Annotated in this window: 16 protein-coding genes and 1 tRNA gene; 10 read left to right on the top strand and 7 right to left on the bottom strand. The window is 39.6% G+C overall.

What is annotated here, in order from left to right; genetic code table 11:
- The coding region (locus tag K2N75_RS07535) for an LTA synthase family protein (RefSeq protein ID WP_300120259.1) at window positions 1-1,782 on the top strand (1,782 nt) is incomplete at its 5' end.
- A 122-nt stretch (window positions 1,783-1,904) separates the two neighbouring features.
- Here K2N75_RS07535 and pseF read toward each other — a convergent pair.
- The 4 genes from pseF to purB form a co-directional block, all read right to left on the bottom strand.
- Complete coding sequence (gene pseF, locus K2N75_RS07540) at window positions 1,905-2,606, bottom strand: pseudaminic acid cytidylyltransferase (RefSeq protein ID WP_297680580.1); 702 nt, start codon at window positions 2,604-2,606, stop codon at window positions 1,905-1,907.
- A 1-nt stretch (window position 2,607) separates the two neighbouring features.
- Entirely contained in the window at window positions 2,608-3,768 is a 1,161-nt protein-coding gene (gene pseC, locus K2N75_RS07545; protein WP_297680579.1) for a UDP-4-amino-4,6-dideoxy-N-acetyl-beta-L-altrosamine transaminase, read from the bottom strand.
- Window positions 3,765-4,751: a UDP-N-acetylglucosamine 4,6-dehydratase (inverting) gene (gene pseB, locus K2N75_RS07550; RefSeq protein ID WP_297680578.1), complete on the bottom strand. Its 987-nt coding sequence runs from the start codon at window positions 4,749-4,751 to the stop codon at window positions 3,765-3,767. Before pseB ends, pseC begins: the two co-directional genes overlap by 4 nt.
- A gap of 147 nt (window positions 4,752-4,898) precedes the next feature.
- Window positions 4,899-6,227 (bottom strand): adenylosuccinate lyase, encoded by a 1,329-nt coding sequence (purB, locus tag K2N75_RS07555; RefSeq protein ID WP_297680576.1) that lies wholly within the window; start codon window positions 6,225-6,227, stop codon window positions 4,899-4,901.
- Window positions 6,228-6,290: 63 nt separating this feature from the next.
- Here purB and K2N75_RS07560 point away from each other — a divergent pair, with 63 nt between their 5' ends.
- Window positions 6,291-7,328, top strand: a complete 1,038-nt coding sequence (locus K2N75_RS07560; protein ID WP_297680574.1) for an RluA family pseudouridine synthase — start codon at window positions 6,291-6,293, stop codon at window positions 7,326-7,328.
- 121 nt (window positions 7,329-7,449) lie between these two features.
- Here K2N75_RS07560 and gltX read toward each other — a convergent pair whose 3' ends face one another.
- Both gltX and K2N75_RS07570 read right to left on the bottom strand, forming a co-directional pair.
- Window positions 7,450-8,856 (bottom strand): glutamate--tRNA ligase, encoded by a 1,407-nt coding sequence (gene gltX / locus K2N75_RS07565; RefSeq protein WP_297680572.1) that lies wholly within the window; start codon window positions 8,854-8,856, stop codon window positions 7,450-7,452.
- Window positions 8,857-8,969: 113 nt separating this feature from the next.
- Window positions 8,970-9,473, bottom strand: a complete 504-nt coding sequence (locus tag K2N75_RS07570) for a c-type cytochrome (protein ID WP_297680570.1) — start codon at window positions 9,471-9,473, stop codon at window positions 8,970-8,972.
- A 408-nt stretch (window positions 9,474-9,881) separates the two neighbouring features.
- Here K2N75_RS07570 and purD point away from each other — a divergent pair, with 408 nt between their 5' ends.
- From purD to K2N75_RS07610, 8 genes are all read left to right on the top strand, one after another.
- Complete coding sequence (gene purD, locus K2N75_RS07575; protein WP_297680568.1) at window positions 9,882-11,138, top strand: phosphoribosylamine--glycine ligase; 1,257 nt, start codon at window positions 9,882-9,884, stop codon at window positions 11,136-11,138.
- Between the two features lie 3 nt (window positions 11,139-11,141).
- Window positions 11,142-11,612 (top strand): RDD family protein, encoded by a 471-nt coding sequence (locus tag K2N75_RS07580; protein WP_297680567.1) that lies wholly within the window; start codon window positions 11,142-11,144, stop codon window positions 11,610-11,612.
- Entirely contained in the window at window positions 11,605-13,740 is a 2,136-nt protein-coding gene (gene lptD, locus K2N75_RS07585; RefSeq protein WP_297680566.1) for an LPS assembly protein LptD, read from the top strand. Before K2N75_RS07580 ends, lptD begins: the two co-directional genes overlap by 8 nt.
- 9 nt (window positions 13,741-13,749) lie before the next feature.
- Window positions 13,750-14,475: a phosphoribosyltransferase family protein gene (locus K2N75_RS07590; protein ID WP_297680564.1), complete on the top strand. Its 726-nt coding sequence runs from the start codon at window positions 13,750-13,752 to the stop codon at window positions 14,473-14,475.
- A gap of 15 nt (window positions 14,476-14,490) precedes the next feature.
- A complete protein-coding gene (locus K2N75_RS07595) occupies window positions 14,491-16,689 on the top strand; it encodes a polyribonucleotide nucleotidyltransferase (protein WP_297680562.1) in 2,199 nt (732 codons plus the stop codon).
- 104 nt (window positions 16,690-16,793) lie between these two features.
- Window positions 16,794-17,099: a F0F1 ATP synthase subunit C gene (locus tag K2N75_RS07600; RefSeq protein ID WP_026943810.1), complete on the top strand. Its 306-nt coding sequence runs from the start codon at window positions 16,794-16,796 to the stop codon at window positions 17,097-17,099.
- A gap of 37 nt (window positions 17,100-17,136) precedes the next feature.
- Window positions 17,137-17,220, top strand: a tRNA-Leu gene (locus tag K2N75_RS07605).
- An 83-nt stretch (window positions 17,221-17,303) separates the two neighbouring features.
- Window positions 17,304-18,560 carry a glutamate-5-semialdehyde dehydrogenase gene (locus tag K2N75_RS07610; protein ID WP_297680560.1) on the top strand — a complete coding sequence of 419 codons (1,257 nt, stop codon included), beginning with the start codon at window positions 17,304-17,306 and terminating at the stop codon, window positions 18,558-18,560.
- Window positions 18,561-18,661: 101 nt separating this feature from the next.
- Here K2N75_RS07610 and htpG read toward each other — a convergent pair whose 3' ends face one another.
- A complete protein-coding gene (htpG, locus tag K2N75_RS07615) occupies window positions 18,662-20,545 on the bottom strand; it encodes a molecular chaperone HtpG (RefSeq protein WP_297680558.1) in 1,884 nt (627 codons plus the stop codon).
- Between the last annotated feature and the right edge of the window lie 75 nt (window positions 20,546-20,620).

Raw genomic sequence — 20,620 nt, forward strand, 5'->3', positions numbered from 1 at the left:
CCCCCCCCCCCCCCCCCCCCCCCCCCCCCCCCCCCCCCCCCCCCCCCCCCCCCCCCCCCCCCCCCCCCCCCCCCGTTAAAGAGATTTTATAGCTCTCTTTCTAGTTCTTTTATTGGCTTTCTTGCTTTTGTTTTTATTCTTGCTGCTTTTATTAACTTTTATTATTATGAAATCTACAAAACAAATATTGATATTTTTATCTTTGGGTTAAAAGACGATAACACGCAAGCGATTCTAAGCATAATTTTTAAAGATTATCCAATTTTTATTTTGCTATTTTTAGCTGCTGTTTTTACTGCTTTTTGTGTATGGTTGAATAATAAGATTTTGCATTTAAAATTGCCTTTTGCCAAAGCAAAGCTTCCCATAACTTTAGGTTTTGTCTTACTTTTCTTAATAGCTTATACTTTGACTTTAAGGGGTCCTTACAAGCATATTGTAATGAATGTTGAAAATTATCGTTTTTCCAAAATAGAAAGTTTTAATGCTCTTGTCTTAAATCCTATTATGAGTTTTGCCTTTGCGCTGAAAAAGTATCAAATGGGTTTGGATTTGAAACCTGCTAATATGGAGAAACTAGAGGAATTAGTAAAAATTTTTCCACTTTTTTCCACAACTCCTAAAAATAATTTTGCACTTAAGAATCCACCGCATATTATGGTGAATCTAATGGAAAGTTTTGGCACACAAATGCTATCTTTGCAAGAGGAAAATTTGAATCTACTAGGCGAACTTGCGCAACATTTTGAAGAGGATTTTGTATGGACGCGTTTTTTGCCTTGTAGCAATGGCACTGCGCCTAGCCTTTCTTGTTTGGATTTCGCAAGTCCTTTTGTGCTTTCAAAATCCAAATACATTAAGCATTATTTGCCCTTCACGCCGATAGAGATTTATAAGTCGCAAGGTTATCGGGTTATCTTTCTGACTTCTGGAAATCGTGCTTGGTTTGATATGGGGACTTTTATGCAAACGCAAGGAGTAGAGGAGATAATAGATGAAATTGTCTTATTAGAGGATTATCCAACTGCAAGCAAAACGCGCACTTCTTATGGCGTAGGCGATGAGTTTATGTATCAAAAGGCATTGGAGCTTTTATCTAGCGCAAAAGAGCCACTTTTGATTCTTGCTTTAAGTGTTTCAAACCACCCTCCTTATCCTGAAGTGCCGATTTTATTTTCTAAAGAGCAAATTCCATTAGAGATTTTTGACAAAATACCCAAAAATACTTCCGCAATCCTGAATACTTATGTTTATGCCAATAACGAATTTGCGAGATTCTTAAGCAAAGTCAAGCAAAGCGAGCTAAAAGACAAGCTAATTATTGCTGCCACAGGAGACCATAGGGTAAGGGGAGTGGCAATGGATTTTAATGCAGAAAAAGCTTTAGCTTATGGCGTGCCCTTTTATCTTTATGTCCCAAAAGCTTATCAAGGAGAAATAGTCTATGACAAAACTCGGATTGGCTCGCATAAGGATATATTCCCCACACTTTATGCCTTGACTTTGAGCGAAACAAGATTCTTACATCTTGGCGGACGCAATTTGCTAGAGACGCAAGAGAATGATAAATTTGCATTTGGCTTTAATACGGAAGTGTGGATTGACAATGAGGGGATTTATCCGCGTAGCTCCAATCTTGGATATAAGTATAAAGATAATCAAAGTTTGCTTAGCACAGAGGAAAGCTTCGCCCTTGATGAGGAGCATTTGGGATTCCACAAAATTTATCAAGAATTTTTAGAATTACAGCTGCGTTATAGGCTTCTCAATCTTGCGCAATAGAATCTTTGGGATTCGTCCTCGCGTCTCCCACCTCGTCCTTTTACAAAGGCTTCTCAATGACAGAAAGTCAGCGTCATTGCGAGGAGTGAAACGACGAAGCAATCTAAATAAAAGAATCTCGCCTAATCTATCCCACAAGAAGCGGCTAAAAGTTTGAATTTAAGCTCCGCGAGTTTCCAATCCTCTAGCGTGTCAATATCCTGCACACGCATAGGGGGTAGCACGATACTCACAGAATCCTCAAAGATATTTTCGCGATTCCACCAAGTTTGCGCAGTAGCGAAGTAAAACTGCCCCGCATCGTGGTAGATTTTCTCTAAATCTTGTGAGCGTTTGGAAAAATGCTCTTTAAAAAGCATTGCATTTTTGCCCTCTTGAATGCTAAAGGCACGGAAAGGAGAATAGTCATATTCCACCGCACTAAAGCAATAGCAATCTCGCGCTTCTTTTTGCGCTGTCGCATAGGCTTTTTGCAAATCTTTAAAGTCAAGCAGGGGCGCGGTGGCATATAGGCAACACACCCAAAAATCCTCTTGATAGGCTTCTTGCAAGGATTCTATGGAATGCAATATCACAGCACGCGTGCTAGCATAATCATCACTTAGTTCCTCTGGTCGTTTAAGTGCACCAACCCCGCAATTTCTAGCAAATTCCAAAATCTCATTATCCTCGCTAGAGACAAGAATCTCGCGAAAGATTCCGCTGTTTTGCGCGTTTTGTATGCTATAAGAAAGGATAGGTTTGCCACAAAAATTTTTAAGATTCTTTCTTTTAATCCGCTTGCTTCCACCGCGCGCAGGGATAACGCACACACAAGATTCCATTTTAGCCCTTTTTGCACACAGATTTTTGTAGAATCGCAATCACTTTTTGCTGTTCTTGCTCGCTTAAGGTTGGGAAAAGCGGCAGAGAAATTGCATTTTTGTAATAGGATTCTGCCTTTTTGAAGTCGCCTTTTTTGAATCCGAATTGCCGATAAAAAGGTTGCAAGTGAATCGGGATATAATGCACTTGCGCACCGATTCCAGCCGCTTGTAATTTGTCAAACAATTCTTTGCGCGTAATTCCGCTTTTTTTGGTGAGCACAATCACATACAAATGAAATGCGCTGTAATTATGGGGCGCGACAAAAGGTGTAATCAGTTCCAAATCCCTCAAGTTTTCGTTATAGGTTTTTACTAGCGCGTTGCGTGTGCGCACATAATCTTCTAGTCGCGCTAATTGCGAGATTCCAAGTGCGGCGTGCAACTCACTTAAGCGGTAATTAAAGCCCAAGAATTGTTGCTCATAATACCAAGCCCCAGTATTTTTGCCCTTGAATTTTTTTGCGTCTTTTGTGATTCCGTGGCTTTTGAATATTTGCATTTTTCTTGCGTATTTTTCGTTATTTGTCGTGGCGATTCCGCCCTCTGCGCAAGTAATGATTTTAACAGGGTGGAAGCTAAAAATCGTAATATCGCTAAACTTACAACAACCAATGGGAAATTTGCGATAACTCCCGCCAAGCGCGTGTGAAGCGTCTTCTATGATTTTAAAGCGATAGATTTGACTTAAGCGGTAAATTTCTCTCATCTCGCAGCTTTGTCCGGCAAAATGCACGGCTACAAGCACTTTGGGTAATTTGTGTTTGGGGGTATTTTTGAGTTTTTTCTCTAACGCTTTTGTGTCTAAATTGTAGGTTCGCGCATCAATATCTACAAAATCTACTTTTGCACCGCAATAGATTCCACAATTTGCGCTTGCAACAAAGCTATTGGGTGTCGTCCAGAGCCAATCTCCTTTGCCCAAGCCTAGAGCAAGGGCGGCACAATGCAATGCGGAAGTTGCACTATTGAAACTCACGCCAAATTGTGCGCCCACTTTACTTGCTATCTTTTCTTCAAACTCTTGCGCCTTAGGTCCTTGCGTAATCAAGGGAGACTTAAGGGCTTCTACAACTGCATTAATATCCGATTCTATAATTTCTTGTTTGCCATAAGGAATCATTGTAGTAACTCCAAAAATTCCTCACGACTTAACCATTGTTTATTTGTGCCAGAATCGTAAGAAAACCCGCGTGGGACTAGTTTTCCACTCTCGCCAAGAGCGTTTTTGCTAAAGTCGGTAATGAAGCTAAACTGAATCGTAGGCGCAATGACATAATAGTCTTGAAATTCATAGGTAATATGGCTATCATCGCTTGGACACATTGTTTCGTGTATTTTTTCACCCGGTCGGATTCCGATAATTTTATGAGGTAGGTTTGGAGCGAGGGCATTTGCGACTTCTGTCATTTTCATTGAGGGAATCTTAGGGACAAAGGTTTCGCCACCTTTCATTCTTTCAAAGTTTTTCAAAACAAAATCTACTCCTTGTTGCAAAGTAATCATAAATCTTGTCATTTCCTTATCGGTAATAGGCAATTCTTTTGCACCTTCAGCAATGAGCTTTTGAAAAAACGGCACAACCGAACCGCGCGAGCCAATGACATTGCCATAGCGCACGACAGAAAAGCGCGTTTTGCGTGTCCCAGCAATATTGTTTGCTGCGACAAAAAGCTTATCGCTTGCTAATTTTGTCGCCCCATAGAGATTGATAGGATTTGCCGCCTTATCGGTGGAAAGCGCAATGACTTTTGAGATTCCATTTGCTAAGGCTGCACTGATGACATTTTGAGCTCCATAAATATTTGTCTTAATGCACTCTGTTGGATTGTATTCTGCGGCAGGAACTTGTTTGAGTGCTGCAGCGTGAATGATGTAATCAATCCCGATAGTTGCTTCTTTAAGTCTATTCTCATCGCGCACATCGCCTAGAAAATAGCGCATACAAGGCGCGTTGTAGGTTTGTGCCATTTCGTATTGTTTCAACTCATCGCGCGAGAAAATTACGATTTTTTTAGGTTTATAACGTTGTAGTAGGGTTTTGGTATAGCATTTGCCAAAACTCCCTGTGCCACCAGTAATTAGAATACTTTTATCATTGAACATTTTGCACCTTATGTAAAGAAAATAAAGCTTAATTATACTACAAAATCCGATATTTCATTATTTTTGATGTAGATTGCCGCGCCGACAAATCCAGCTTGCAAGGATAAGAGTGGGCTGTCATAGCCTCCAAATGAGGCTTTGTAAGGGCTAACCAAACACGCGTTTGAAAATCGCTTCTACATTTTTAGTGTAATAGCTAAATTCAAAACATTCTTTGATAGCGTTTTCGCCGATTAACCCAACCAATTCGGAATCGGACAATAGATATTGCAAATAAAGAGATTCTCCTTTGTCGTTTAGAGCGGCTTTACCCTCTTGTAAATCTGCCCATACTTTCATTGCGTTGCGTTGCACGATTTTATAGGCGTTTTCACGACTGACGCCCTTTTTGGGAAGTTCTAGTAAAATGCGTTGTGAAAAGACAAGTCCGCCTGTTAGGTTGAGGTTTTTCATCATATTTTTAGGATAGACAACAAGCTTATCTAACAAGCCGCTTAGGCGATGAAGCATAAAATCCGTGGTAATAAAAGAATCGGGCAAAATAAACCGCTCCACGCTAGAATGGCTGATGTCGCGCTCGTGCCATAACGCGACATTTTCCATAGCCGGAATCGCAAAAGAGCGAATCATACGACAAAGTCCGGTAATGTTTTCGCTCAACACGGGATTCCGTTTGTGTGGCATTGCGCTACTTCCTTTTTGCCCTTGTGAAAAATATTCCTCTGCCTCATAGACTTCGGTACGTTGTAAATGCCGAATCTCTACGGCAATTTTCTCACAACTGCTCGCAAGCAATGCCAAATCACTGATAAGTCTCGCGTAGCGGTCTCTTTGAATCACTTGATTGCTAGCGGGAGCGGCTTTTAGCCCTAAATCCTCGCAGACAAGTTCTTCTAGCTCCATAGGCGTATGTGCAAGATTGCCCATCGCACCGCTTAACTGCCCCACTGAAATCACTTCTAGGGTGGCTTCTAATGCTTTCAAATGTCGCTTGATTTCATCATACCAAATCGCACAAACAAGCCCAAAAGTAATGGGTTCGCCGTGGATTCCGTGAGAGCGTCCCACCATTAAGGTTTCCTTGTGCTCTAGTGCTCTCTTTTTAATCACTTCACATAAAGACTTAACATCTTCTATAATGATTTTTAAGGAATCCCGCATTTGAAGTGCCACTGCGGTGTCAATGCAATCGCTTGAAGTAATGCCATAATGAAACCAACGAGATTCCTCACCCAAGGATTCCGCGACACTTGTCGTAAAAGCGATTAAATCGTGTTTGGTAACCGCTTCAATTTCGTCAATTCTCGCAATATCAAATTTTGCATTTTTACAGATTTTTTCACAATCACTATCAGGAATTAACCCAAGTTTATTCCACCCTCTTACCAATGCCTTTTCTACTTCTAGCCAAGCAGAATATTTCGCATTTAGGTCCCAAAGCCCTTTCATCTCTTCTCTCGCATATCTTTCTACCATTTTGAATCCTTACTTTAAGGTATGTTAAAATATACTAACATAATCCTACTTAAAAGTTACAAAATGCCCTTTGTTTTGAAAGAATTTCCGATTCCAAAACCAATGAAAGCTTATCAATTCTTAATGCAATGTTTGCATTGGAGTATGGCGCAATCGCAAAGATACATTAATAAAGGCAAAGTAATTTATCAGGGCAAACCCCTAAACAACAATGAAAAAGCCAAGATATTGGAAAAAAGCGTTTGTGTCCTCCTGTTTGAAGCAGATTCTGTCGGGTTAAAACCCATTTATGAGAATGAACATTTCGCGCTTTTTGATAAGCCCGCTAAAATGCTCATTCACCCCAAAGGGAGATTTGCACACCATAGCTTTGTTGATGAGGTGCGCTCTCTTTATGGTGCAGAGGCTAGCTTAGTGCATCGCATTGACAAGGAGACTAGCGGGCTTGTGCTTGTGGGCAAGCATTCACGCAGTATTGCAAGGCTTGGTGCAATGTTTGCACATCATCATATCACAAAAGAATATCTAGCTCTTGTGCGTGGGGATTTGAGTAAAAGTAATTGGAGAGGAAGGGATTTTTGCCTCTCTTTGCCGCTTGCAACACAGCCAAAAGGTGGGGATTTGTGCGTGCGTTCTAAGTTTTTGGGGCAGAGGGGGACAGAATCACTATCCTTTAAGGAGGCAAAAAGTGAATTTGAAATGTTGGGAGTGTTGGATTTTTGCTCACAAAAATCTTTTGGCGGAGATTCTAACCCGCAAACTATGCCTTGCACTTTGTTAAAAGTGTGTCCAAAAAGTGGGCGTACACATCAGATTCGTTTGCATTTGTATGCGCTTGGTTTTCCGATTTTGGGGGACCCTCTCTATGGAGCATTAGACACGCATAGTCGGGAATATTTGGACGCGGAATTTATCACCGCAAAGTCCGCAAACTCACAGAATCTTTCCCACGATTCTTTATGCGGTTTAAGTAATACGAAGCGACAGGCTTACTTTGGGGCAACGCGCTTAATGTTGCACGCTTATCGCTTAAAATTTAATTTTGAGGGCAAAACCTATGATTTTCAAAGTAGCAAAGACTTTGAGATTCCATTCTCTTGAAATTTTGGTTTAGATTCTAGCCACAAAATGCTTGCGCAACTGCCCAACTCAAAAAAGTAGATAGAATCCAAATTTAAAAGAATTTCCCTTTCAATTCTTTTGCATAAGGGATTTTTGGGTTTTAAGAATCGCTTTTGCTTAAAGCCTCTAATGCTTTCTTGATTCTCTCTAAGACGGCTTCAGCTCCTAATGTGCTCATCAAAGGTGCGATTCCAACTCCACCAGGTGAGCCGAGCAAAGCAAATCGCAAAGGCATAAAAAAGCTTTTTGCCTTGATTCCTTGAAAATCCGCAAAAGTCGCAATTTCTTGCTCTGTTTCTTGCACATTTTCAAAAGGTTTTTTTAGAGATTGCAAATAAATCATAAATTCTTTTAAAAGATGAATATTCTCCTCATTCTTGACTTTTTGGAGCATTTTTTCGTCATAAGTTACGACAGAAGCCAAACAGGTTTTTAGGATTTCAACAAATTCTAAGAGAGTTTTGGAACGTTCTTTAATCTCTGGATATAGAATTTCTTGCGCACGCAAATTCGGAATTTCTGTGCCATAAAAAGGCAATAATGTATTGATTTGTTTGCAGTCTAGTTGGTGTAAATAATGTGAGTTTAGCCACAAAAGCTTTTCTTTATTATAGGCAGAGGGTGCGCTATTTAAGCTATTAGGATTAAAGAAATCTAACATTTCTTGCATAGAAAAAATTTCTTGGTCTCCGTGACTCCAACCCAAACGCACGAGAAAATTTAATAAAGCTTGGGGCAGGAAGCCTAGAGTTTTGTATTCCATAACACTCATTGCGCCATCGCGTTTGCTAAGTTTTTGCCCTTGAGGATTAAGAATCATTGGCACATGATAAAATCGCGGAATCACAAAACTTAATGCTTGGTAAAGAATGATTTGCTTAGGGGTGTTGCTCAAATGGTCATCGCCACGAATCACATCTGTTACTCCCATAAGTGCGTCATCAATGGTTACGACGAAGTTGTAAGTGGGTGTGCCATCACTGCGCGCGATGATGAAATCGTCTAATTCTTTTGCCGCGATTCTGATTTCGCCTTTGACGCCATCAAGGAAGCAGATTTCCCCTTCTGTGGGTGCTTTAATACGCACGACAGGTTTCACTCCCGCAGGTGGCGTGCCTGTAAAATCACGATAGCGGTTGTCGTATTTCCATACTTGTCCTTTGGCTTCTGCCTCTTTACGATTCTTGTCTAATTCTTCTTTTTGCATATAGCAATAATACGCTTTTCCCTCTTTTAACAAGCGGTCAATGTATTCTTGATAGAGCGGGAATCTTTGACTTTGATAAACGACTTCGCCATCATAATCCATTCCAACCCAAGCAAATGCCTGCAAAATCGCTTCTTTAGCGTCTATTGAATTGCGTGCCAAATCCGTATCTTCAATGCGTAAGAGAAATTTTCCGCCATTTGCCCTTGCATAAAGATAGTTAAAAAGCGCAGTGCGTAAGCCACCGATATGTAAATAACCCGTAGGAGAAGGTGCAAATCTTGTTACAATTTTGCTCATATTATTCCTTAAAGTTTATGTGATTTACAGAATCTTAACTTAAGATTGCTGAAATTTTTGCTTAAAAATTCTTACTAAAAAGTAGAGGAGTTTTACATTCTTTTAAAAGTCCTTTATTTTAGTGTTTCAATATATGCACCAATATCGTCCATATCGCGTTTGGTATAACGTTGAGCCACCTGATTTTTGATAAAACGAGATTGTCCTTCAAAGCTTTGATTTTGGTAAGTTTTGATTTCACTTGCAATATCGCTTGCTTTCCAAGTATTAATCGGTTTTTTGCTTGCTACGGCGATTTCAGCCTTTTGTCCGTGGCAGGTTGCGCAATCGCGTTCATAGAGTTTTTTGCCCTTTTCTAAGTCTGCTCCTCTGCTATTTGCCGCCACAGAACCTGTGCCTAAGAGACTATCTAAAAAGTTTCGCTCTTGAAGTGTCAAATCCGCGTCTTCACGCACAACTTTAATATCTTTTGAGCCTAAATTTTTGGAATATTTTTGCAAAATAGCCTTGATTTCTTCCCCAAATTCACCTTTGAGTTCAAAACAGACGCATTCGTTTGCAGGAAGTGTGCTACTTAAAACTGCGGCACAAACAAGAGCTGATAAAAATTTTTTCATTTTGGGATTCCTTGCTATTTTTGGATTTAAATTGCGCAATTTTGCCTAAACTTTATTAATTTTTGGTTTAAAGTTAAAAACCACTTTAGCTAGGATAGTTTATAATTCCTTTTGCCTAAGCGAAGCGCGTTTCTTTAATTTTGGAGTCCAACATAATTTAAGTATTGCTGGTTGTATAGTTGGCTTTGTGTGATGGTATTTTCGCTTGAGTCTCTTAAGTTGAGACGAGAATCTGCCGCCTAATAAGCTACTTATGGCTAGAATCGTTGCCTATTTTTGGGCTAGACAAATAAGTAACGCTTGCTTGGGTCTTATGAAAAATTAAAAGAATAATATTTTTGTTTTGAAAGTTTTTATTTTAAAGAATCTTGAAAGTTTTAAAAACAAAAAATTTTAAGGTTGTAAAGTATGGAAATTGTTATTGTAGGTAGTGGCGGGCGTGAATATTCAATTGGGCTTGCATTGCAAAAGGAATGCAGAATAGATGGGATTTATTTTTATCCGGGCAATGGTGCGACAAGCAAACTTGGCAAAAATATTGATTTTGCAAATCCACAAGATTTTATAGATTTTGCATTAACACAAAGAATCGGACTTGTCATTATCGGTCCTGAAGCCCCCTTAGTAGAAGGTTTGGCGGATTCGTTGCGTGCAAAGGGAATCCTTGTCTTTGGTCCAAGCGCAAAAGCCGCGCGTTTGGAGGGTTCAAAGGCTTATATGAAAGAGTTTGCACAAAAATATGGAATCCCCACAGCACGTTTTATTCAGACGCAAGATTATGCAGAATCTTGCAAGTTTATTGATACTTTGAGCTTGCCTATTGTCGTAAAAGCCGATGGTTTGTGCGCGGGCAAAGGCGTCATTATAGCTCAAAGCCACGAGGAAGCAAAAATAGCAGCGAAAGAAATGCTAGACGGAAAGAGTTTTGGGGATTCTGGTAAAACGATTGTGATTGAGGAATTTTTAGATGGATTTGAATTGTCTGTTTTTGCAATGTGCGACGGAAAGGATTTCATTGTGTTGCCTGCCGCGCAAGACCATAAGCGACTTTTGGATAACGACAAAGGTCCTAATACAGGAGGAATGGGAGCTTATGCTCCTGCTCCTTTGGCAAATGCGCAAATCCTTGAAGAAGTTAAATCCACAATCATTGTGCCGACGCTTAAAGGTATGGCAGAGGACGGAAATCCTTTCAGTGGAACTTTATTTTGTGGAATTATGGTCGTTCAAGGCAAGCCCTATTTGCTAGAGTTTAATGTCCGCTTTGGCGACCCAGAATGCGAAGTGTTAATGCCGCTTTTTAAAAAGGGTATGTTGGATTGTTTCTTAGCGTGTGCTAGAGGAGATTTGAAAAATGTGCAATTTGAGTTGGAATCCAAAATATGTGTAGGAGTTGTGGTTGCTTCCAAAGACTATCCTTACAAAAGCTCTCCTAAGGCAAAAATTACGATTCGTTCTTTGGGCAATGCGCAATCCCATATTAGCTTTGCAGGTGTGAGCAAAGAGGGCGAGGATTTGTATGCGAGCGGAGGGCGCGTGCTTGTGTGTGTGGGCAAGGGCGATAATGTGCAAGAGGCACTCAAAAATGCTTATGCGCAAGTGGAATCCGTTAGTTTTGAAGGAATGCAATATCGCAAAGATATTGCCTATCAAGCTTTGAGGTAGGCAATGAATACCGATAAGATTGAAGAGATTTTAGCGCGCGAGGAAATTGAAGTTGCTCCTTATTGGAAGAGAATCGTGGCACATTTGATTGATGATTTGCTTTTGAGTATGGTAATTATCGGAATCTATTGGGATAGTATTATGCAAAATAAAGATGATGTAGAAGCGATATTGGCGATTGTTTCTAGCTCTTGGGCGATTCTTTATGGAATCCGCATTTTATATCATTGGCTTTTTGTGCAGTTTTATGGAGCAACGATTGGAAAAATCGTCGTGAAGATTCGCGTGATAGAGTTAGGATTGTTGGATAATCCTAGTTTTTGGCAAGCATTTTTGCGCTCACTTTTGCGCACATTAAGTGAATTTCTGATGTATTTGCCTTTTTTTTATATTTTTGCCAATCCTCTAAAAAGAGGTTTGCACGATGTAGCAGCCAATACACTCGTTGTGGAGCTAAAGCCCTATAATGCTTAAATTGTCTAAAGTCTTTGGAATCGTATCAAGTGTAGCGGCTTTTGCATTGTTTGTTCCAAATCTTGTGCAAGCGCGTCCCTCTGTCAAGCAGTTTAACTCCCAACAAGAAGCGATTTTTGAGTTTTTGGCTGACGATATGGAATATAGTCAATCGCAAGTGATTGGCAAGGGACACGCCACGGTAATTAACTTAGACTATTTTGTAACCGCCAATGAAGCGACTTATGATACACAAAGTGGAGAAATCACGCTAAGCGGCAATGTGAATGCTTATAAAGGAAATGCACTCTATCTAAAAGCGCAAAAGATTAAGATTAAAATACAGCAAGACTATTCCTTTTTAGAGCCTTTTTATTTGCAGGATTCTATGAGTGGTCTATGGGTAGATGCAAAAAGTGCGCAATACGATAAGAATGTCTATCAGACAGAGGATACAACGATTTCAACTTGCAGCGTGAATAATCCAATTTGGCAATTAAAAGCAAGCAAAAGTCAATACGATGTCAATGAAGAATGGTTAAGCGTGTGGAATCCTCGTCTTTGCATTTATGATATGCCGGTACTTTATTTTCCTTATCTTTCTTTTTCTTTGGGCTACAAGCGCAAAAGTGGTTTGCTTTATCCTGGAATTGGAAACTCAAGAGATGATGGCTTTTTATATTCCCAACCCATTTTTATTGCTCCACAAGAGGAGTGGGATATGGCATTTGCGCCTCAAATTCGGACAAAGAGGGGTGCGGGATTCTATAATGAATTTAGAATCATAGACGATAGAGACGAAATGTTATGGGCAAATTTCGGCTATTTTGGCGATACAGATAGCTATCAGAGAACCTATGATTTAGAAAATCAAGCCCATTTTGGATTCCAACTCAAATACGAGCGTAAGGATTTGCTAACAAAATCACAAAATTATTTTTATGAAGATGGAATCTATGCGGATATTTCGCAAATTTCTGATATTGATTATTTTCGTCTAACAGATAGAGACACGAGGGAACGCGCGGATTTACAAGGCAGTCTTTTGACTTCCCGTTTGAATTATTTTTTAAAAAGTGAAGACGATTATTTGGGTATTTATGGACGTTATTATTCGGATTTAGAAAAAACAAGCAATGCGGAGACTCTGCAAACTTTGCCACAGGTGCAATATCATCGTCAAATGGATTCTTTGTTTTTGGATAATTTATACTATAGTTTTGATTACCAAGCCAAAAATTGGACGCGTCCTAAAGGTTATCGTGCAGTGCAACAAGAAGCACATCTTCCCATCATCTATACGCAAAGTTTTTTGAATGACTTTGTCAATCTCTCGGCTTCGCCCATTTTTTATGCCACACAAATCAATTACAGCAACACAAAACAAAAAAAATTAGAAGACGGACGTTACTATTCGCAACATTATCAATTCAAGGCTAATTCGGATTTGGTAAAGCAATATGAAAACTTTGGGCATACAATTAGTTTGGAATCCTCTTATATTTTGCCGGGCTTTGATAGAGAAAAAGGCGATTTTCAAGACTTTTTTACATTGCCCGGTCATAGGCAAGAATTGCGGTTGGGTGGCTCTCAATACTTTTATGACTCTAATGATACACTTTTTTTGTCTCATCGCGTTAAGCAGTTTTTTTATTTAGAGGATAATAACAAAATGGGAGAATTTGAAAACGAGATTCAATACTTTTATGATTATCAATGGAGTTTTTTAAGTAGCATTTTTTATTCACATCAAAAGTCAGAAATTTCTGAAGCCACACATCAAGTACGTTATGACGGCGAGTATTTAAATGCAAGTTTTGGACATTTTTTCCGCCAATCTTTTGCGGATATTGATTGGAATCGTGGGAGATTCGGCGAGGCAAATTACCTAATGGCAGGATTTGAGAAAGAGTTTGAAGCCATTGACATTTTTGCAAGTGCTGGCTATGATTATAAAGAACGTTATTTTAAGACTTGGCAAGTTGGTTTTGAAACTTCTATTCGTTGTTTTTCTTTTGGGCTTAAATATGTAAGTGAAATCTATCCAATGCTGACTACACACGGAACAGAAGCAAAAGATGATAAATATGTGTTATTTACAATCAAATTTATTCCTTTGCTAAGCAGCGATGTAAAAATAGGTAATTAGGACAAATATATGGGAAATTTAAATAGTGAAATTATTGGCACGATTGGAGGCAATTTTGTCGGTAATGCAATGCACTCTATGCGACGCAAGATTCTCTTTGAAAATCGCAACGATGCATTGCAAAAACTACTGCATAATATGCCCTTGAGTTTTTTCGAAAAGCAAGATTGTGTTGTTGTGGGGATTTCTTTTGCCGGAGTGCTTTTTGCACAGAGTTTGGCGCAGATGATTAAAGCACCACTTGCTTTTCTCTTTACTTCACCGATTTTAGCACCCAATAATCCAGAATGTGAAATCGCAATGGCAACCGAAACGCACGATGTTGTGATAAACGAAGCTTTGGTGCGTTCTTTTGGGATTAGCCTAGATTATATTTATGGTGAAGTGCAACGACAATATGAGGATAAAATGTTGCCTCTTATTTATCAATACCGCAAAGGCAATCCCTTGATTTCTCTTAAGGGCAAACGCGTTTTGCTTGTAGATGAAGGGATTGATAGTGGTTTGACCGCGTTAGCGTCTATTAAATCTGTGATTACTTTACAAGCAAAAACCGTGCATTTTGCTTGTCCTGTTGCGCCCATTGAAGTGGCAGAAGTAATGGACGAAGCAACAGATGGAATTTTTTGCCTTTATCGGTCTAAAAATTTTGTAGATATTGGATATTATTATAAAGACTATCCTGCAATAGAGTCTTCAGTCATTGAAGAAATTTTTAACAATATACAACCATAAGTTCAAGGAGGAAGAATGGGTGAAGCAAAACTAATGTTTTTGGGTAAAGAAGAAGAATATATTTTTGATAAATTTGCTAAACAAACTAACGGAAGTGTGTATTATAAAAATGGTAATAATGTTTTACTAGCTACGGTGGTAGTTGATGAGAGTTGTGTAGTAGAGGAAGACTTCTTGCCTTTAACCGTGCAATATATTGAAAAATCCTACGCTGCAGGGAAATTTCCGGGCGGCTATGTCAAACGAGAAGCAAAGCCTAGTGATTTTGAAACCCTTACAGCTAGAATCATAGACCGCAGTTTGCGCCCATTGTTTCCAAAAGATTATTGCTATCCTACACAAATTACCATTATGGTATTAAGTGCAGAAGGTGATGGCGATTTACAGATTTTGGCTTTGAATGCCGCGAGCGCGGCTTTGTATGTTTCCGAGATTCCGCTTAATTTTCCTGTCAATGGTGTGCGGATTGGTAGAATTGCAGAAGAATTTGTGATTAACCCCACTCCAAGTGAGCAAGAACAAAGCACTTTGGATTTGTTAGTCAGCGGTGTGAATGAGGATTTGCTGATGATTGAAATGCGCACTTTTGGTGGCGTAAAAGTAAAATCTGCTAGCAATCCTTTTAGCTTAATGACAACTTTAAAAGAGGAGGAAATCACTTCCTTTAGTGCCAATGAATTAGAGGAAGACAAACTCATTGAGGCTTTAGAGCTCGCACGCGCGCAAATTGCCCTTAAAAGTCGGCTCATCAAGGAATCTTTTGCATCTTTTGTCAAGTCGCCTCTAAAGTTAGAAAGAGCGAGAAAGAGCTTTGTTTGTGAAAGAATGGAAAATTTTATTTGTCAAAATTATTTAGAACCTTTACGCAAAGTGATTGAGTCGTTGTCTAAAACAGAACGCAATAGCCGCTTAAAAGCCTTTGCTAAGGAAATTATAGAATCTTGGAAAACGCAGAATCCAGACGATATAGAATCGCTAGAGGAGCGTGCTAATGAAACACTCGCTAAAGTAAAGCGCACACTTATCCGACAAATGATATTAGAGGAGAGCAAACGCGCGGATGGCAGGAACTTAAAGGAGGTTCGTCCTATTAGCATTGAAACAAATCTCTTGCCTAAAGCGCATTCAAGCGCACTTTTCACACGAGGACAAACGCAAGCACTTGTAGTTTGCACTCTTGGAGGAGAAATGGACGCGCAAAATTATGAATTGCTTACAGAAAAAGCTACCTCCAAAGAACGTTTTATGGTGCATTATAATTTTCCACCCTTTAGTGTCGGGGAAGCAAGTAGCATAGGTGCGACAAGTAGGCGAGAGTTAGGACACGGAAATCTTGCAAAACGCGCACTAGAGTGCAGTTTGATTAATAGGGATTCTAAAACGATTCGGTTAGTCTCTGAAATTTTAGAATCCAACGGCTCTTCCTCTATGGCAACGGTGTGCGGCGGCTCTTTGGCATTGGCGGCTGCGGATATTGAATGCACTTCTTTGATTGCAGGAGTTGCGATGGGGCTTATATGTGAGGGAGAAAAATACGCGATTCTAACAGATATTATGGGCTTAGAAGACCACGATGGCGATATGGATTTCAAAGTTGCCGGAAGCGTCAATGGAATCACTGCGCTACAAATGGACATTAAGCTAGGAGGTTTAAAAACAGAAATATTAAAAAACGCGCTTTTTCAAGCTAAAGAGGCGCGTTTGCAAATTTTGGGATTAATGGAAGAGGCAAAAGAAAAGATTGTCTTAAATACAGAATCTCTGCCTAGCTCACAAACCTTTGCGATTCACCCTAGCAAGATTGTAGAAGTGATTGGGCAAGCAGGCAAAACAATCAAAGAAATTATTGAAAAATTTGAAGTCGCGATTGACCTCAATCGCGATAATGGTGAAGTGAAAGTGAGTGGGGGAAATAAGCAGAAGGTGAATGCGGCAAAAGAGCATATTTTGAATATTGCAAACACCAAAGATAATAAACCAAACCTTTATGAATTGTATCAAGTGGGCGATATTTACACAGGCAAAGTAAAAAAGGTTGTGGAATTTGGCGCGTTTGTAGAGTTACCTCATAATTACGATGGATTGTTGCATGTTTCTAAGGTAACCAACAACAGAAATGAGCGGATTAGTGATTACCTAAAAGAGGGCGATGAAGTGCGCGTAGAAGTGCTATCGCTTAATAAAAACAAAGTGGAATTGGGGCTTGTGGAATAGCTTAAATTAAACAAAAATTTAGCTAAACGCGTTATAATTGTACCTTACAAAGTGATAAGTAGGGGAATGAATCCGAACGGACTTTGAAATTTTAAGGAGAACAAATGAAAAAATTACTTTTAGTGTTTTTTGCATTAGCTGGTGTAGCATTTGCTGCGGAGGGTAACGAGATGTTATTGTCTTATTCTGCGATTGCAGCAGGTGTAGGTTTGGGTATTGCAGCACTTGGTGGTGCGATTGGTATGGGTAGCACAGCAGCTGCAACAATTTCTGGTATGGCTAGAAATCCCGGTGTTGGCGGTAAATTGATGACAACAATGTTTATTGCGCTTGCGATGATTGAAGCACAAGTTATCTATACTCTTGTTGTTGCATTGATTCTACTTTATGCAAACCCATTCTTAGGCTAATTTCATAGCTTTTGCCTTAGGGATTCCCTAAGGTTGTGCGCTGGTGGTGGAATGGTAGACACACCATCTTGAGGGGGTGGCGGGGAGACCCATGCGAGTTCAAGTCTCGCTCAGCGCACCATTTATTTACTTTCATTCTTTAAACGATTTTTTTATTTAAACATTTATGCTAAGATTCTAATTATTTTAATACAAAGAGCAATGATGTCTTTACAAGAACAATTACACAAAACCAAAGAAAGCAAAAAGATTCTCGCAACCCTTCCTCATCAAACGCGCATTCGTTTTTTATATGATTGTGCGGATTTGTTGTTGGAATCTCAAAGTGCAATATTAGACGCGAATCAAAAGGATTTGAGTGCGGCAAAAGAGTTAGATTTAAGCAGTGCAATGTTGGAGAGGTTGGAGCTGAATCCTAAAAAGATTCTAGCTATGGTAGAATCTTTACGCCAAATTGCTGATTTTCCCGACCCTTTAAACAGAATCTTAAGTGGTTTTACAAATCATTGTGGATTACGGATTGAAAAAGTTAGCGCACCACTTGGCGTGATTGCTACGATTTATGAATCGCGTCCCAATGTAACAAGTGATGTTGCGGCTTTGTGTTTTAAAAGCGGGAATGCGTGCATATTAAAAGGCGGCAAAGAAGCGCAAAGAAGCAATGAAGCCATTATGCAGACTTTTCATCAAATGTTAAAGAAATACCAGTTGCCATTGGATTGTATGGTTTTGTTGCCCTTTATGAAGAATAGAGAGGAGCTAAAAGAGCTTTTAAGTGCAAAAGATTCCATTGATTTGGTGATTCCACGCGGGGGAGAGGGGTTGATTTCTTTTGTATCAGAGAATGCGAAAGTGCCTGTTATCAAGCACGACAAGGGTGTTTGCCATATTTTTGCACACCACACTTGTAAGATTCCTGAATCTATTGCGGTAATTGTCAATGCGAAAACTTCGCGTCCAAGCACTTGTAATGCTTGTGAAACTCTCCTTGTAGAGCGTGTCTTTGCAAAGGAGTTTTTGCCACAAGTTGCAGAATCTCTCAAGCAAAAGGGTACGATTCTAAAGGGTGATGAGGAATCTTGTGCGATTCTAAAGGCTAGCGGAATCGTATGCGAGCAGATTCCATTGGAAGATTATTATATAGAATATGGAGAAAATATCTTAAACTTGCGTATTGTTAAGGATATAGAGGAGGCAATAGGGCATATTGAGAAGTTTGGGAGCGGGCATAGCGAGGCGATTTTGAGCGAAGATTATAGCACAATAGAGTATTTTTTAAATGCCGTAGATTCTGCCTGTGTTTATGCGAATGCTTCCACGCGTTTTAGTGATGGTGGGGAGTTTGGCTATGGCGCGGAAGTTGGAATCTCTACTTCCAAAATCCACGCGCGCGGTCCTATGGGCGTAGAATCCCTAACAATTTATAAATACAAAGTCTATGGCAAGGGACAAGTGCGTTAAGGAATCGCGGAGTGTTGTTCTTGCAAGAAAAGGATTCCGCCGAGTGAGATTCTACAAGGAATCGTGGCAATCCACAATTTGAAGTGAGATTGCCCTAGATTCTACAAGCTGTTTTGTAAAAGTAAATTAAGTCGTTTGACAAACGCATTCACATCTTTGAGTTTTCCTCCCTCAAGCAGTTTAGCTTCTTCAAGCAATAAATGCGCAACTTCTTCTTGCTTTTGCGCCTCTGCATCTAGTAGTTTGGTAAGAATTGTATGGTTTGGGTTCAGCTCCAAAATCGGCTTGGGTTCTGGAATATCTGCACCCATACCCATTGCGCCCATTTGTCTCATCATTTTTATCATCGCAGCATTCGGGTCTTCTGGGTCGCTTACGATACAAGATGGGGCATCAACAAGTCTCGCACTAAGGCGCACTTCTTTGACTTCGCCGCCGAGTGTTTTGCTAAAAGTTTCTAGCAAAGATTTAAATCTCTCTTTTGTATTTTCCTCTATGCTTTCTTCGCCCAAATCCTCTAACGCTTCTTTGGAAGTAATTGCGCGTAAAGGTGTCTTGTCATACTCGTGCACCATCGGCATTACGATTCCGTCAATTTCTTCAGCGAAGAGTAAAACTTCAATCCCTTTTTTGTTGAATGTGTCTAAAAGTGGGGAGCTTTTAAGGAGTTCTAAATCCTCACCTTGCAGATAATAGATTGCCTTTTGCCCCTCATTCATACGCTCTTTGTAGGTTTTAAATGCAATTTCTTTTCCTTCGCTTTTGGTAGATTGGAATCGCAAGAGTTCTAATAACTTTTCTTTGTTTTCAAAGTCGCTATAAACCCCCTCTTTTAAGCAGCGTCCAAACTCTTTGTAAAACTTGCTGTATTTTTCCTCATCTTTTTGGAGTGATTCTATTTCGCTTAAGATTTTTTTTGTAGAAGCGTATTTAATCGTGCTTAAGATTCTGTTTTGTTGTAGAATCTCACGGCTGACATTAAGCGGTAAATCCTCGCTGTCAATGATTCCGCGCACGAATCGCAAGTAAGAGGGTAAAAGTTCCTTGTCATCATCGGTGATAAACACGCGCTTGACATAGAGTTTCACGCCACTTTTATAATCCACGCGATACAAGTCAAAAGGTGCAGTTTGTGGGATATAAAAAAGCGTGGTGTATTCTAATGTTCCCTCAACTTTCGTGTGAATCCAACAAAGCGGGTCGCCAGAATCGTAGCTTAAATTTTTGTAAAACTCTTTGTATTCCTCATCTTTCAAGTCTTTTTTAGAGATTCTCCAAAGTGCAGAGGCTTTGTTGATTTGTTCGTTTTTCTCCTCTATAATTTCTTTTTTATTCTCTCCCTCTCCCTCGCTTTTGGTTTCTGTATAGTGCAAGAAAATAGGGAATGGAATATGGTCAGAGTATTTTTTGACAATCTCTTCAATTTTCCAACGATTCGCAAATTCTTTTTCTTCCTCTTTGAGATAGAGCTTAATCTCGCTCCCGTGCGATTCTTTTTCACATTTTTCAATCTCAAATTCTCCACTTCCATCACTAATCCACGCAAAACCTTGCGTTTCGCCCGCTTTTTTGGTCGTTACGATGATTTTGCTTGCCACCATAAAGGCAGAATAGAATCCCACGCCAAATTGTCCAATCAGTGCAGAATCCTTTTTCTTATCCCCGCTTAGTTTAGAGAGAAAGTTTTTTGTGCCGCTTTTGGCGATTGTGCCTAAGTTTTCAATCAAATCTTGCTCATTCATTCCGATTCCGCTATCGTTGATGGTTAAAATATTTTTTTCGCTATCAAAGGCAATATCAATTTTGGGAGTAAAATCCAATGTTTTTAGTTTATCGTCCGTGAGAGTTAAATATTGTAATTTGTCCAATGCGTCCGAAGCGTTGCTAATAAGCTCGCGTAAAAAAATTTCTTTATTAGAATACAGCGAGTGAATCATCAAGTCAAGGAGTTGATTGACTTCTGTTTGAAAAGTATGTTTTGCCATTGTTTTTCCTTTTGAATCATTAAAATTTTCTTGAAATTATAGCAAAAGTTTTGAGAATGTCAATAAACTTGATAT

The sequence above is a fragment of the Helicobacter sp. genome (assembly GCF_029067145.1).
In the GTDB taxonomy this organism is placed as follows: Bacteria; Campylobacterota; Campylobacteria; order Campylobacterales; family Helicobacteraceae; genus Helicobacter_D.

Bases quoted from the DNA above. Each gene is read 5' to 3' on its own strand.
- pseF (WP_297680580.1), bottom strand. From the start codon at position 2,606: ATGGAATCTTGTGTGTGCGTTATCCCTGCGCGCGGTGGAAGCAAGCGG.
- pseC (WP_297680579.1), bottom strand. From the start codon at position 3,768: ATGATTCCTTATGGCAAACAAGAAATTATAGAATCGGATATTAATGCA.
- pseB (WP_297680578.1), bottom strand. From the start codon at position 4,751: ATGTTCAATGATAAAAGTATTCTAATTACTGGTGGCACAGGGAGTTTT.
- purB (WP_297680576.1), bottom strand. From the start codon at position 6,227: ATGGTAGAAAGATATGCGAGAGAAGAGATGAAAGGGCTTTGGGACCTA.
- K2N75_RS07560 (WP_297680574.1), top strand. From the start codon at position 6,291: ATGCCCTTTGTTTTGAAAGAATTTCCGATTCCAAAACCAATGAAAGCT.
- gltX (WP_297680572.1), bottom strand. From the start codon at position 8,856: ATGAGCAAAATTGTAACAAGATTTGCACCTTCTCCTACGGGTTATTTA.
- K2N75_RS07570 (WP_297680570.1), bottom strand. From the start codon at position 9,473: ATGAAAAAATTTTTATCAGCTCTTGTTTGTGCCGCAGTTTTAAGTAGC.
- purD (WP_297680568.1), top strand. From the start codon at position 9,882: ATGGAAATTGTTATTGTAGGTAGTGGCGGGCGTGAATATTCAATTGGG.
- K2N75_RS07580 (WP_297680567.1), top strand. From the start codon at position 11,142: ATGAATACCGATAAGATTGAAGAGATTTTAGCGCGCGAGGAAATTGAA.
- lptD (WP_297680566.1), top strand. From the start codon at position 11,605: ATGCTTAAATTGTCTAAAGTCTTTGGAATCGTATCAAGTGTAGCGGCT.
- K2N75_RS07590 (WP_297680564.1), top strand. From the start codon at position 13,750: ATGGGAAATTTAAATAGTGAAATTATTGGCACGATTGGAGGCAATTTT.
- K2N75_RS07595 (WP_297680562.1), top strand. From the start codon at position 14,491: ATGGGTGAAGCAAAACTAATGTTTTTGGGTAAAGAAGAAGAATATATT.
- K2N75_RS07600 (WP_026943810.1), top strand. From the start codon at position 16,794: ATGAAAAAATTACTTTTAGTGTTTTTTGCATTAGCTGGTGTAGCATTT.
- K2N75_RS07610 (WP_297680560.1), top strand. From the start codon at position 17,304: ATGTCTTTACAAGAACAATTACACAAAACCAAAGAAAGCAAAAAGATT.
- htpG (WP_297680558.1), bottom strand. From the start codon at position 20,545: ATGGCAAAACATACTTTTCAAACAGAAGTCAATCAACTCCTTGACTTG.